Source organism: Deltaproteobacteria bacterium HGW-Deltaproteobacteria-4, assembly GCA_002841765.1.
In the GTDB taxonomy this organism is placed as follows: Bacteria; Desulfobacterota; Desulfuromonadia; order Desulfuromonadales; family UBA2197; genus UBA2197.
Genome location: PHAV01000011.1, coordinates 98,609 through 112,325, shown reverse-complemented (window position 1 = coordinate 112,325; position 13,717 = coordinate 98,609). Strand labels below are relative to the sequence as shown.

Below are 13,717 nucleotides of genomic sequence, written 5' to 3'. Positions count from 1 at the left end.
GGTGGCAAGGGGGATTTTGCTTTTATCGGGAGAGCACCCAAGCTCAGTCGCGCCGCGTAGCGGTATCGGTTGTCGCGACGTGTAAAGCGTTTTTCTCGGCACGGTGCGTTGCGACAAATGAACTGATCGCCGATTCAACGTCTTCTCTACTACGAAAATGTAGCCTGTTTATATGCTTAGACCATTCGTTTAGAAGAGTACGCCTCACATGAAAAGTCAGTAGAATTCGTATTTTTGCGAAGCGCACCAATTCTGCGCCTTCAACGAAGAAATGCAGACGCATGAAAAGGTTCTCGTAGGAAACAAAAAGACCGAGCGCGAACAGAAAAGGCAACAAAACGAGCGTCATCAAAGGGGGGAGTGCAAAGTCTCTTAATGTGCCGACAGATGCAAATGTCTGAAACTGATTAGTAATTTGCAGAACTGCTGATATTGCTAACACAAATACGAATAGAGCAAGCACCCATTCAATAAGAGTCTTGGCGGGCTTGAATTCAGGCTTTGATTCGGAAACCGCAAGCAGTGCAGCCAAAAATGCAGTAACTGGTACGATGACAAGCTCTGCCCAAATGCTGAATGCGTAAAGGTTGATGATGAACTCAAAAATTGCTAACAATTTTAGCTGATTGATAACTGCATTACGAAAGTAATGTGCGGTGCCAACCATCGAGTTAATTCTAAATAGGGCGACAAACGCAACTGATGCTGTCCAAAAACAGGTTGTCGTTGCGTTTGAGAAAGTCCACAGCCCCACAAAATCTAAAACAACTATCATGCTGCCGATATAGGCAAGCATAAGCACGACAGATAAAACAATCGGACGGACCATTGCCGCTCGGATTACACCAATGAGCCCGTTGCGTATGCTAGGTATTGCGACACACCACAGCAAGCCGATTGCGAGCCATATCAATAGAGCTTGTTCTCGTGAATTAGGCATTGATGCGAGGGCTCCGCTTCTCTCATTACCCGTCGGGTTACGCTTCGCTAACCCGACCTACGATTTACGCCACAAAACTCCCCGGTTCCACTTCCCGCACCTGCCCCAACGCTGCCAAAGTTTCGAGCAACTCGCCAACCTTGTCGGCACGGGCGCGTTGGAAGGTGCGGGCGATGGTTTCGGCGGTGCTGGGGGCGGCGGCGCTGGCGAGGGCGGCGCGGACGGCCTGGACCTGTTCAGGGAGGGTTTTCGGCCAGAGGAGTTTGGCTTTGGGGGCGATTTTGACGGCGTCTTCTTCGCCGAGGTTGAGGTCGTCCTGAATGGTGATCTGCGCGCCGTGCGGCTGCTGGTATTCGGGGCGCAGCCAGCGGATCAGGCCTTGCTCTTCTTCCCGGGCCCGTTCGCGGTTGAGGGCGACGACCTTTTCGAGGATTTCGGCGTCGCTGAGGGTGGCGGGCCAACCGTAGGCGGCAAAGACGGCGGCGTCGAGTTCGTCGTGCAGCTGTTTGAGGATGGCGACCAGCCCTTGTTCGTGGCTGGTCTTTTCTTTGGCGGTGAGCGGTTCGCCGCTGCGCAGCTTCTCCAGCACGTTGTACATACCGGTCAGGGTCAGGTCGGGATGGAGCGCCTGCTGGCGTTTGCGGTGGGCGTCGAGCTGCTCGGCGAGGGCGCGGATGGTCTGCTTCTGCTCGTCGCTGGCGGCGGGGAAAGGGAAGGGTTCGAAGCAGCGGGTTTTGTTGTAGCGGGGGTCGTTGCCGACTCCCAGATTTCCACCAGCCGCCAATGCCCAAACGACGTGGATGCGGCTGGAAAGGACGCCGAGATGGAAGGCGTCGTCGCTGGCAATAGCGATCAGCATGTTGTCGGGGAGAATACTCTGGTCGAGAAAGACAAACGGCCGATGTTTGGCGGTTTCCACCGTAGCAATGTAACGAGACAGACCCGCCAGAGCCTTTCTCATAACCTTGCGCGGCTCACCAAAGAACCACCAGTTGTCACGGTAGCTGGCCCGGTTGTTCTGGTCCCTCTCCGGTTTTACGCGCTCCAGGAGCACTTGGTAGACCTCTGGGAAATGGTTGCGGACTTCACTATCGGTCAGGCCGAAAAGGTCGATGACCATTACGCCGCGCGAAGTGGCGGTCAGATCGCGACCGTTCAGATATGGTCGAATGTGCGCTTCCAGGCCGGGAATGCGGCCAAGGCCGAGTTTCTTCGCTTCTTCGGGAGTCACAATAAAGCCGGCTCCAAAGAGCTGAACGCCCCGGTTTGCCAAGCCTTCGTTTGCTTGAAGCGGCCCGGCGCCAACAACATTCGCCCCCGCTGTCAAATCTGCGTGCAGAATTCCCCGCTGGTGGAGAGTTCGACAAAGACCCCTTCTCCAGCACCTTCCAGCTCCTGAACGACCGTGACCAGTTCCCCTTTGCCATCCGCTTGCGCCGCTCGCCCGACAGTCATGGCAATCCGCACTGCCGCGCCATCTGCCGCATCGACCCAGGGATGATCCGGGATAGCAAAAGCCAACGAAAGAGCCGGTTTGGCGTCCAGCTGCTGCTGCACAATCTTGCGGTTGAAGGTCTGCGACAGGCTGTTGGTAGTGATGAAACCGAAGCGACGCACTTTGCCAAGCCGCGTCAGTTCGGCCGCTTTGTGCCACCAGTACATGACGAAGTCGGAAGTATCCGGCACTTCCTTCCAGACGCTTCTCAAAGCTTCGACGTAGCCATCGCCAAGTGCCTGCCGCATGGGAGACGCCCCAATAAACGGCGGGTTGCCGACAATGAAATCCGCCGCCGGCCATTCCGCCTGACGCGGATTCAAATAACGCAATACCGGCTCCTGCGCGCTCTCATCCGGCACCTGCTCCCCCGTCACCGGATGCGTCTTCGTCGTCCGCCCATCCCAACGCGTCACCACCTGCCCATTTCCATCGACCACCGGCTCCACCCCGTCATAAGCCAGCACCGCGTCGCGGCACTCGACATTGTGGAACTTCTTGATCACCGGCTCGGGCGGCAGCACATGGCCACGGGTGCGGAAATGCCACTGCAGATAGCCGATCCACAGCACCATGTCGGTGATGGCGGCAGCGCGGGGATTGACCTCGATGCCGAGGAGCTGGTGCGGGTCGACAGTGAGGCCGGCGAGCTCCAGCGTTGTCTGGTCCTCGCCGAAGCCTTCGAGGGCATTGAGAACTTCCCCCTCCAGACGCTTGAGATGTTCAAAGGTGACATACAAAAAGTTGCCGCTGCCGCAGGCGGGATCGAGAATCCGCAGCGAACAGAGCTTGTGGTGAAACTCCTTGACCAGAGCGATGGCGCCGCTACTGTCTCCTTGCCCGGCCAGCGTCACCCCCGCAGCCAGCACCGCATCCCAATCGGCACGCAGCGGTTCGACCACCGTCGGCAACACCAAGCGCTCGACGTATTCGCGCGGCGTGTAGTGGGCGCCAAGATGGTGGCGTTCGGTCGGGTTGAGGGCGCGTTCGAGCAGGGTGCCGAAGATCGCCGGCTCGACATCGCGCCAGTCGGCCTTGGCGGCTTCGATGAGGAGGTTCAACTGAAGCTCGCTGATCGGCAGCGCCTCGGTCTCGGCAAAGAGGCCGCCGTTGAAACGCAGCAGCTTTTCGCGCAGCACCGGGGAGAAACCGCCGTCGCGCATCGTCGCCCACAGTGACTCGATCAGTGGCGGAAAGTTGCCGATATCGCCGCGCAGACTCTCGAGCAGGGCGGCGAAACTGCGGGCCGGAATCAGGCCGACATCCTCGGCAAACATGGTGAAGAGGGAGCGCTTGAGAAAGTTGCCGACCCGCTCCGGCGTGTAGCCCGACGCCTCCAGCGACTTGGCGAGGCGGGCAAGCTTGGCGGCAATTTCGCGCGTCGCCTTGGCGCTGCGTTTGGCGGGATCGAGGGCGTGGGGTTTAGTCCAGACCTCGCGCAGCAGGGTGCGAATCTCGGAATTGACGAGATCGGACAGAAGGATGCGGTGCGAGCGCGGATCAGGGAAAGGGAGGTAGGATTTGCCGGTGCAGGAGAATTCGCTGTAAAGCTCGATGGCGTGGCCGACATCGACGATGACGAGAAAGGGCGGCCAGCCCTCGGCAACCGGAAGGGCGCGGGCATACTGCTCGGCCTGTCCCTTGGCCTTGAGCATCGCCACATCCCAGCCTTTGGTGCCGCGCACCGCCGTACCGCGCCGTCCGGAGAGCCAGTCGCTGGTCTCCTCGCGCAGGAGCAACGGCTGTGATTCAGTGGCACGATCGCTCCCCTGCTTGGCTTCCAAAACGAAACAGCCGTGCTTGTAGAGATCGATGCGGCCGATGCTGGTCAGGCCGGTGCCGTGGCGAAAGGTGACGGAGCGCTCGAAGACGTAGGAGTTGTCGCGGTCATCAGGGCGGGTGGGGTCGGGGCGCGGAACGCCCAAAAGATCGCAGAGTTCGGAGAGGAAGAGCTGGTAGTTGGCGCGTTCGGCGGCGCCGGAGTTTTCCCAGCGGCGGATGAAGTCAGCGGCGGCGGTGTCGGTCGGTACTTCGGTCATATCTTCCCCCGGAAGAGATTTCATCAGAAGAGGGGAATTTAACAAAAATTTCGCATCTTTGCCAGCACGATTAGCTCCCCAGGTTTAGCTCCCCTCCTTTCTTAAGGAGGGGCTGGGGGTGGTGAGGTTTAAGACTACCACCCCCCGACCCCCTCCTTGAAAAAAGGAGGGGGAGATAAAGACCAGCGCCCTTCTTTCCCTCTTTATCGCCACCATCTTCCTCGCCGTCCTCGCCGGCACCGCCTGGACCATGTACGACCTGCGCCTGATCTTCATGCACGGACTGCACGACGCCTTCAAGGCCATCCTCATCGACATGCTCATTGTCCTTTCCCTGGTCGAAATTCTGCGCACCGCCCTCGCCTATCTGTCGGAAGGACGGGTCAAGGTGACCTACATCATCGACACGGTGTTCGTCGTTGTCCTCACCGAAGCGATGTCCTTCTGGTATCGCGAGATGGATTGGGACCGCCTCGGCATGGTGATTACCCTCGTCCTTTCCCTCGCCTGCATCCGCATCGTCGCCGTCCGTTTCTCGCCGCGGCGGATACGGGACGAGCTGTAAATTTTTTCAGCTTCAGACCATAAATTCACGAAAAAGTTGTACAGCTGTCACACAACTGCAACATTTGTCGGCTATCCTTTTCTCACCTAGAGACGAGAAAGAAAAGATGCCCTCACCCAAGGAGACGCAAATGAAACGCTCAAAGAAGATGTTACCGGCCCTGCTTGGTCTGCTCCTGGTCGCAACCCTGGCGCAGGCCGAGACCAAAACTGTCAAAATCGACGGGTCGAGCACTGTCTACCCGGTGACCGAAGCCGTGGCTGAAGAATTTCAGATCGCCAACAAAGGGAAGATCAACGTCACCGTCGGCATCTCAGGCACCGGCGGCGGCTTCAAGAAGTTCTGCCGCGGCGAGATCGACATTGCCGACGCCTCCCGCCCGATCGTGAAAAAAGAGATGGATGCCTGCCGCGAAGCCGGGATCAAGTATATCGAGCTGCCGATCGCCTACGACGCCCTGACCGTGGTCGTCAATCCCAAGAACGACTGGATCAAGAGCATAACCGTCGATGAACTCAAGAGGATCTGGGAGCCGGCCGCGCAGAATACGATCACCACCTGGAATCAGGTCAATCCGGCCTGGCCGAAAGAGCCGCTGAAACTTTACGGCCCCGGCGCCGACTCCGGTACCTTCGATTACTTCACCGAAGCAACGGTCGGCAAAGCGAAATCGAGCCGCGGCGACTTCACCGCCAGCGAAGACGACAATGTCCTGGTCCAGGGTGTCTCCCGTGATAAAGGGGCTCTCGGTTACTTCGGCTTTGCCTACTACGCCGAGAACAGCAAGAAACTCAAAGCGGTGCCGATCGTCGAAAAAGCCGGTGCCCCGGCCGTGACACCGAGTTTCGACACCGTCAAGGATGGCACCTACCAGCCCTACGCCCGGCCGATCTTCATCTATGTCAACGTCGCCTCGCTGGACAAGCCGGAAGTGAAATCCTTTGTTGACTTCTACCTTGCCCAGGCGCCGGCCCTGATCCCGCTGGTCAAATATGTGCCGCTGCCGGAAAAGGCCTACGCTCTGGCCAAAGCGAACGTTGCCAGGAAGAAGGTCGGTACCGGCTTTGGCGGTGTCGCAGAAGTGGGGGTTTCCGTCGAAGAACTGCTGCAACGCGAAGGTAAAGAGTAATCCTGAGCCTGACCGGATTCATTCCCTGCAATAGAGCAGGGCGCCACCAAGGCGCCCTGCTCTATTGCCGCTTCTCCCAACTAGCGTCAGGACGAAAGCGAAATCTCCATGAAAAGTAGTCACCCCCGTGCCCGAAAACGCCGAATCAAAGAGCGACTGATCGAGACCGGCCTCCTTGCCGCGGCCTGTTCGTCGGTGGCGGTCACTTTTGCCATCATCTTCATTCTTCTCAAAGAATCGCTCAACTTCTTTGCCGAGGTACCGCTCATTGATTTTCTCACCGACACCCAGTGGACACCGCTCTTCGACGACGCCCACTTTGGTATTATCACCCTGATTAGCGGCACCGTCACCACCACCCTGGTCGCCCTGTCGGTCGCCGTCCCCCTCGGTCTGACCATTGCGATCTACATCAGCGAGTTCGCTTCGCCGCGCCTGCGGGAAACAATCAAACCGATCCTGGAGATCCTTGGCGCGGTGCCGACCGTGGTCTTCGGCTACTTCGCCCTGATCGTCGTCACCCCGCTGCTGCAGAAGATCTATCCAGATCTCCCCGGCTTCAACATGCTCTCGGCCGGTCTGGTCATGGGGATCATGATCGTCCCCTACATCAGCTCGGTGAGCGAAGATGCCATGCGGGCGGTACCGATGCAGCTGCGCGAAGGGGCATATGCCATGGGTGCTACCCGCCTGCGCACCGCCCTGACCGTTGTCGTCCCCGCCGCCTTCTCCGGTCTGGCGGCCGCCTTGACCCTCGGCAGTTCCCGCGCCGTCGGTGAAACCATGGTCGTCGCTGTTGCCGCCGGCATGCAGCCGAACCTGACTCTGAACCCCCTGCAACCGGCAGCGACGATCAGCTCCTTTATCGTCCAGGTCTCCCTCGGTGACCTGCCGCACGACAGCATCGGCTACAAAACCATCTTTGCCGCCGGCCTGACCCTGCTTTTGATCACCCTGGTCTTTAACGTGATCGGATACTGGCTGCGGCAGAAATTCCGCGAGGAATACTGAATATGAATCTTCCTGAGACGCAGACAATCATCCGGCGACAGCGCCTTTACGAACAGCTCTTTATCCTCCTCGGTCTTGTCGCCCTGCTGGTGGCGCTGCTGACCCTCCTCGCCCTCTTTACCCGCCTGGCGATCGACGGTATGCCGCGCCTGACGCCGGACTTCTTTACCTCTTTCCCGTCACGTTTTGCCGAGAAGGCCGGTATCCTCTCGGCCTGGGTCGGCTCCTTCCTCGTCATGTTTGTCACTGCCTGCGCCGCCATCCCCCTTGGCGTCAGCGCCGGTATCTACCTGGAAGAATACGCGCCGAAGAATCGCTGGACGGCGATCATTGAGATCAACGTCATGAATCTCGCCGGCATCCCCTCCATCGTCTTCGGCCTGTTGGCGCTGGGACTCTTCGTGCAGACCTTCGGTTTCGGGCAGAGCATCCTCTCTGCCGGCTTGACCCTGGCGCTGCTGATCTTACCGATCATCATCGTCGCCACCCGCGAAGCGCTGCGCGGCATCCCCGGCGGCATCCGCGAAGCCGCCTACGCTCTGGGAGCGACGCGCTGGCAGATGATTGCCGATCATCTCCTCCCCTACTCTTCCGGTGGTGTCCTCACCGGCGTGATCATCGGCCTGTCCCGCGCCATTGGCGAGACCGCCCCGATCATCACCATCGGCGCCCTGACCTTTATCGCTTTTCTACCGACATCACCCTTTATCGCTGAATTCCCCTTTATCTCTTTCCAGTGGGTTCTCGACCCCTTTACCGTCATGCCGATCCAGATGTTCAACTGGACCTCACGACCGGAAGAAGCCTTTCAGCTTAATGCTGCTGCGGCCGGTGTCGTCCTCCTCGCCATGACCCTGTTGATGAACGGTATCGCCATCTGGCTGCGCTATCGCATCCGCAAGTCGATCAAATGGTAATTCCTGTAGGGGCAATTCACGAATTGCCCTGCCCCCGAATAACGACAAAGGATCAATCATGACATCTCAACCCGCAGCAACTCCCCCGGAACTCAAAGCGCAAGCGCGTGATCTCAACTTTCATTACGGCGCGTTTCATGCCTTGAAGAACATCACTCTTCCGGTCTACAATGAAAAAATTACCGCCCTGATCGGTCCTTCCGGCTGCGGCAAGTCGACCTTTTTGCGCTGCTTCAACCGCATGCACGACCTGTATCCCGGTAACCGTTACGGCGGCGAAATTCGTCTCTTCCCCGACGATGTCAACCTCCTTTCGCCGGATGTCGACCCCATCGAGGTGCGGATGCGGGTCAGCATGGTCTTTCAGAAGCCAAACCCCTTCCCCAAATCGATCTTCGAGAATGCGGCCTACGGCCTGCGGGTGCGTGGGATGAACAAGAAGGCCGAACTTGAAGAGAAGGTGGAGACGGCGTTGATCAACGCCGCCCTGTGGAACGAGGTCAAGGATCGCTTGCAGGAGCCGGCCTTCAACCTCTCCGGCGGCCAGCAGCAGCGTCTTTGTATTGCCCGCGCCCTGGCGATCGAACCGGAGCTGGTCCTCTTCGACGAGCCGACCTCAGCCCTTGACCCGATCGCCACTGCCAGCATCGAAGAGCTGATGCTCGAACTCAAGGAGAAGGTCTCGATCCTGATCGTCACCCACAACATGCAGCAGGCGGCGCGGGTCTCGGATTACACCGCCTTTTTGTACCTCGGCGAGGTCATCGAGTACGATGACACCAAGAAAATCTTCACCAACCCGGAGAAGAAGCAGACCGAGGATTACATCACCGGCCGGTTTGGGTGATGCCAGCCATGGTTATCATCATTCCCATATGTCCTATAAGTCCTACCAGACCAAGGAGCCACCATGGAACGTGAACATACGATCAAACAATATGATATTGAACTCAGAGAGATTCGCGAGCAGTTGCTGGAGATGGGGGGGAAGGTCGAGCTGATGATCAGCGATGCGATGAAATCGCTGGTGGAGCGGGATACCGCCCTGGCCGAGGCAACGATTGCCTTCGACCACCAGATCAATCGCATGGAGGTGGAGATCGACGACAAATGCCTGCAGGTCCTGGCGCGACGCCAGCCGGCGGCCCGCGATCTGCGCTTTATTACCCTGGCGTTAAAAATCGTCACGGACCTCGAACGGATCGGCGATCAATGCCGCAACATCTGCAAGCACACCCTCCACCTCAACAAAGAACCGGCGCTCAAGCCCTATATCGACCTGCCGCGCATGGCGGTGGCCGCAGCGACGATGGTGCGCGAAGCCCTTGATGCCTTTGTCCGGGCTGATGCAGACCTTGCCCTCAAGGTCTGCGGTGACGATGCCTTTGTCGACCAGCTCAATTCCCAGATTCAGCGCGAACTCCTCACCTACATGATGGCCGATCCGACCACCATCACCCGCGCCATCCGCGTCAACTCTGTGGCCAAATGTCTGGAGCGGGTTGCCGATCATGCCACCAACGTCGCGGAGATGGTCATCTTCATGGTCAAAGGAAAGGATATCCGCCATACCGCCTGACCCTGACGCAGGAGCAGACCGGGGTCTGCTCCTGCGTATGACCCGGAAGTTTACATTGACAACATGCTGACAGCTCAGGTAATAATACCGCTCAGGTCATCAATCTTGGGAGGTTTTTGTGATTATTACCCGCGCAACAGAATACGCAGTTCGAGCCGTGCTCCACATGGCCAAGCAACCCAAGGGAGAGGTTGTCTACAAAAAGGATATCTGTGCCGCCCAGGACGTGACCCCGGCCTTTTTAACCAAAATTCTTCAACCGCTGATCAAATGCGGCATCGTTGCTTCGCAGCGCGGCGTTGGCGGCGGTTTTTATCTGGTCAAAGACCCGTCCGAGATCACCCTCTTTGATATCATTGCTTCCCAGGAAGGGCCCCTTTACATCAACCAGTGCCTGATTGATAAAGATGAGTGCGCCCGCCACACCTCCTGCCCCGTACATGGCGTCTGGGCTGAGATCCGGGACAATTTTTCCTCCATCCTCCGCAACTACACCTTTGCCGAACTGATCCGCCGCGAAGAAGCCGGGGAGTTTTAAACTCAGCGCAAAACCAGCCAGAGAAACAGACCAACAGCCAGAAGAATCGCCATAACGATTCCCGCTTTACTCCCCCCCTTTTTTTCTTCCACCACCGGAATCTCTTCAAGGGCCGCGACGACCGGAAAGCGCTCGATCACCGAACGGACGTGCGGCGCCTTGAGCAGATCGGCGCTCAAATCCATCCCGGCGTGATGCGCATTCTGGTGGTTGCCTCCTTGCCAGTACGAACTCGCCGTCACATCAAAAACCTTCCCGTTTACCGCCACATAAGCCTTGCGCCCCTCTTGACCGTCAAAACGCGCCAACTCTGCTTTTGTCATTGTCCCTGCCCTTTCCTGATGAAATTTCCTGCGCCTTCATGAATTTTTTTTAGCACGCAGGCGATAAAAAGGCAACGCCAGCTCAGCGTCGCCAGCGGCAGTTGCGCAACAGCAGTCCGGCGACAATCAGCCCCAGACCGGCATAAGTGGAGGGGTAGATCTCCTCGCCGACGAGGAAATGGATGAAGAGCAGCGACAGGAAAGGAGACAGGAAGATGAGGTTGCTGATCTGCGCCGCGCTCCGGGCGCGCTGCAGGGCCGCCAGCCAGAGGACGTAGGTGATCCCCATCTCAAAGGTGCCGATGTAGAGAGCGCCGAGGAGACCGGCGAGGGGCGGCAGCGTCAGCGGCGCGAAGAGCAGGCAGTAAAAAAGGACCAGAGCGCTGCCGCAAAGGAAGTTGAGAAAGAGCGCCACCACCGGATCGCGCTGGTCGCGGGCGCTGTAGAGCCAGTAAAGGGACCAGATCACTGTGCTGCCAAGGGCGAGGGCGACGCCGATCGGACTGGAGAAGTGCAGGCCGGCAAGGTCGCCACGGGTGGCGATGACCACCACACCGGCATAGCCGATCAGAATGGCGACCAGCTCTCCGGCGGTCGGCCGCTGCTTGAGGATCGGAATCGACAAAAGGGTGAGAGTGATCGCCCAGGTATAGTTGAGGGGCTGCGCTTCCTGCGCGGGGAGGAGTTCAAAGGCGCGAAAAAGGATGAGATAGTAAAGGCAGGGGTTGAGCCCGCCGAGAAGGAGGGAGAAGCGCAGCTCGCGAAGGGGTGTGGCACGCAGGGTGGCCAACTTCCCCTGGAACAGCAGAATTCCCCCGAGGATGAGCGTCGAGACCACCGAGGCGTAAAGGAGAAGATGCGGCGGCGGCAGGTAGCGGAGGGAGAGTTTGAAAGCTGTCGCCACCGTCGACCAGATCAGGACGCTCGCCAGCGCCAGCAGCAATCCCTGTTTATGCCGTTCCATGCGCTCTTTCACGGCGCCCGCTCCACGCCAAAACGACGAGGCCGCTGAAGATCAGTACGATCCCGGCCAAAGCGATCGGTGTCAGCGCTTCGTGCAGGAGGGTGACCCCGAGAAGAGCGGCGGTCAGGGGTTCGGCCAGCGACAGGGTGACGGCGGTCGAGACCGGCACCGCCAGCAGGCCGCGGGCAAAGAACCAGTAGGACAGGGCGGTGGCGATGACACCGAGGTGGAGGGCTACCGCCAGGCCGCGCGGTTGCAGCAGCCAGGCAAGTTCACCGGTGAACAGGAAGGGGGAGAGGAGGAGGGCGCCGAGGCAGAAGACGACCGCGATCACCGCATCCGGCGAGCGACCGGGGAGGAGATTCTTCACCGCCAGAGTATACGCTGCGTAGGAAGCGCCGGCTCCAAGGGCCAGAGCAATACCGAGAGGATCGATCTGCACCTCACCGCCGCTGCTGAGAGCGAGCAAAGTACAACCGCCGATCGCCAAAGCCGTGGCCACCAGCCAGCGCCGCGACAGGACCTCGTTGTGCAGCAGTCGACCGAGGATTCCCGCCGCGACCGGAGCACTGCCGATGCCGACAATGGTGCCGACCGCGACGCCGGTCTTGGCAACCGCGGCAAAGAAGGTCAGCTGATAAAGGGCGGTAAAGACCGCCGCCGCCACGGTCGAACGCAGCGGCCATTTGCCGCTGCCGGCAAAGGCCCGCCGGCCCAGAGCAAGGGCCAAAAGGGTGAGCCCGCCGATTGCCAGCCGCAGCGCGCCGACGGTGAGGGGCTGCGCCCCGGCCGGGGCCAGGGCCTGGGCGGTGCCGGTCGTTCCCCACAAAACCCCCGCCGCCAGAATCATCCAGGCACGATTACCACTCTTCGTATCCATCATTTCACCCTTCCCTGATGTTCTTGCAAAACAAGCCGCTGCGGCCGGAGCAGCAGGGAGATCCCGAAGAGCCGTCCACAGACCAAAGCGATGCCGGCGGCGACAGCCCCGGAGAAAGGGGCGAAGCGCACCAGGAGGAATAGGAGGGAAAAGATCCCCGCGACCTCCAGAGCGGTTGCCACCGAGATCGGCGTCGTCACCCGCGCTTCCAGGAGGACGGTACGCTGCAACGCCTGAATCATCGTCAGGGCCGGCAGGATGGCCTGAATACAGAGAGGCGCCACGGCAAAGGCAGCCAGAGCCGGCGGCAGACCGGCGACCTCTTCCAGCCACAGGGTCGAAAGCGGGGTAAAGGCGATGAGCAGCAGGGGCAGGGTCGCGCCGACCCCGAGCATCCAGCCAAAATCCCGCAACTTGCGGTAGTTGCTGAAACGCTCCCCCATCAATGCCAGCGCTACCTCCTGATAAGAAAGACCGATAGCCCGAAAGACAAAGGTCAACGAGTTGACCACCGGCGTCACTGCCAGCGACTCGACGGGAAAGAGCGCGCGGCACAAGAAGAAGGTGATCAGCGGCTGCACGCTCAGCGCGAGGACCGGGGTCATCGCCAGCGGAAAATAATAAGCACTCAAGGCCCGAAAGTTCATGGTGCCGTGCGGATGGGGCTCGCTGCAGGCACAGACCTTGGAGATCGCCGTGGCGGCGAGGCAGCGGATCGCCAGCGCCTCGGTCACGACCCCGAGGGAGAGAGCGGCAGTGCCGATCCGGGCACCGTCAAAAGGCGAAAAGTGAAAGAGGAGGAGGGCGCTGCCGGCCATACTGGCAAAACGCAGGGCGGTACCGATGACGACGCGGCGGGTCTGGCCGTTGCGAATAAGAATCCCGTGCCAGAAACGCCGCATGCCGATGGCCGCCGGCCAGGGGAGCAGGAGAAGGAGAGCACCATGCGCCCGCTGCGCTACCTCCGGAGTCAGGCCGATCAGCCCGAGGGCCAGACGGTCGAAGACCGGGGGGAGACACAGCAGCAGCAACAGGGCAGTGACCCCGAAGCAAAGGAGGAGGGAGAAGTTGCGCAACTGGCGATAGCTCCCCCCTTCGCGTACCAGCGAGGTCGAAGCGCTCATCAGCATCAGGATCGGCGCTTCTGTGACCAAAGCCAGCGCGTAGGCGATCCCGTAGGCGGCGAGATCGATAGCTGGATTGCCCATGCGGGCAATGATCGCCGCGATCAGCGGTCCCTCCGCTGCCATCAGCAGCCAGGCGCCGGCGAGCGGATACCAGAAGCGGGCAATGGTGCGGAAGGTCAAATCCGGCGCAATGGGGTTCATGTCAGAAGA

General features: G+C 59.6%; 12 protein-coding genes and 1 pseudogene. 7 read left to right on the top strand and 6 right to left on the bottom strand.

Translation table 11 applies throughout. The annotated features are described in order from the left end of the window. Nucleotides 1-43 precede the first annotated feature (43 nt). Nucleotides 44-940 carry a hypothetical protein gene (locus CVU69_09220; protein PKN12112.1) on the bottom strand — a complete coding sequence of 299 codons (897 nt, stop codon included), beginning with the start codon at nucleotides 938-940 and terminating at the stop codon, nucleotides 44-46. A 64-nt stretch (nucleotides 941-1,004) separates the two neighbouring features. Beyond that, nucleotides 1,005-4,474: pseudogene (locus CVU69_09215) on the bottom strand (SAM-dependent methyltransferase). 250 nt (nucleotides 4,475-4,724) lie between these two features. On the opposite strand from CVU69_09215, the gene CVU69_09210 reads away from it, so the two are divergent. From CVU69_09210 to CVU69_09180, 7 genes are all read left to right on the top strand, one after another. Beyond that, nucleotides 4,725-5,039 (top strand): hypothetical protein, encoded by a 315-nt coding sequence (locus CVU69_09210; protein PKN12111.1) that lies wholly within the window; start codon nucleotides 4,725-4,727, stop codon nucleotides 5,037-5,039. 130 nt (nucleotides 5,040-5,169) lie between these two features. Further along, nucleotides 5,170-6,168 carry a protein sphX gene (locus tag CVU69_09205; GenBank protein PKN12110.1) on the top strand — a complete coding sequence of 333 codons (999 nt, stop codon included), beginning with the start codon at nucleotides 5,170-5,172 and terminating at the stop codon, nucleotides 6,166-6,168. A gap of 108 nt (nucleotides 6,169-6,276) precedes the next feature. Further along, the gene (pstC, locus tag CVU69_09200; GenBank protein PKN12109.1) at nucleotides 6,277-7,179 is read left to right on the top strand and encodes a phosphate ABC transporter permease subunit PstC; all 903 of its coding nucleotides are present in this window, start codon (nucleotides 6,277-6,279) and stop codon (nucleotides 7,177-7,179) included. Between the two features lie 2 nt (nucleotides 7,180-7,181). Continuing rightward, the gene (pstA, locus tag CVU69_09195; protein ID PKN12108.1) at nucleotides 7,182-8,096 is read left to right on the top strand and encodes a phosphate ABC transporter, permease protein PstA; all 915 of its coding nucleotides are present in this window, start codon (nucleotides 7,182-7,184) and stop codon (nucleotides 8,094-8,096) included. 58 nt (nucleotides 8,097-8,154) lie between these two features. Next, nucleotides 8,155-8,943 (top strand): phosphate ABC transporter ATP-binding protein, encoded by a 789-nt coding sequence (gene pstB / locus CVU69_09190; protein PKN12107.1) that lies wholly within the window; start codon nucleotides 8,155-8,157, stop codon nucleotides 8,941-8,943. A gap of 63 nt (nucleotides 8,944-9,006) precedes the next feature. Next, complete coding sequence (gene phoU, locus CVU69_09185; GenBank protein ID PKN12106.1) at nucleotides 9,007-9,675, top strand: phosphate transport system regulatory protein PhoU; 669 nt, start codon at nucleotides 9,007-9,009, stop codon at nucleotides 9,673-9,675. Between the two features lie 118 nt (nucleotides 9,676-9,793). Then, nucleotides 9,794-10,213, top strand: a complete 420-nt coding sequence (locus tag CVU69_09180) for an Rrf2 family transcriptional regulator (GenBank protein PKN12105.1) — start codon at nucleotides 9,794-9,796, stop codon at nucleotides 10,211-10,213. Nucleotides 10,214-10,215: 2 nt separating this feature from the next. On the opposite strand, the gene CVU69_09175 is transcribed toward CVU69_09180, so the two are convergent. The 4 genes from CVU69_09175 to CVU69_09160 form a co-directional block, all read right to left on the bottom strand. Beyond that, nucleotides 10,216-10,536, bottom strand: coding sequence for a hypothetical protein (locus tag CVU69_09175; GenBank protein ID PKN12104.1), 321 nt, complete (start codon nucleotides 10,534-10,536; stop codon nucleotides 10,216-10,218). 82 nt (nucleotides 10,537-10,618) lie between these two features. Then, on the bottom strand, nucleotides 10,619-11,500 hold the full coding sequence (locus tag CVU69_09170; GenBank protein PKN12103.1) for an EamA family transporter: 882 nt from the start codon (nucleotides 11,498-11,500) through the stop codon (nucleotides 10,619-10,621). After that, a complete protein-coding gene (locus CVU69_09165; GenBank protein PKN12156.1) occupies nucleotides 11,487-12,380 on the bottom strand; it encodes an EamA family transporter in 894 nt (297 codons plus the stop codon). The genes CVU69_09170 and CVU69_09165 overlap by 14 nt, the downstream gene beginning before the upstream one ends. Further along, nucleotides 12,380-13,708, bottom strand: a complete 1,329-nt coding sequence (locus CVU69_09160; GenBank protein ID PKN12102.1) for a hypothetical protein — start codon at nucleotides 13,706-13,708, stop codon at nucleotides 12,380-12,382. Before CVU69_09160 ends, CVU69_09165 begins: the two co-directional genes overlap by 1 nt. Nucleotides 13,709-13,717: the final 9 nt, after the last annotated feature.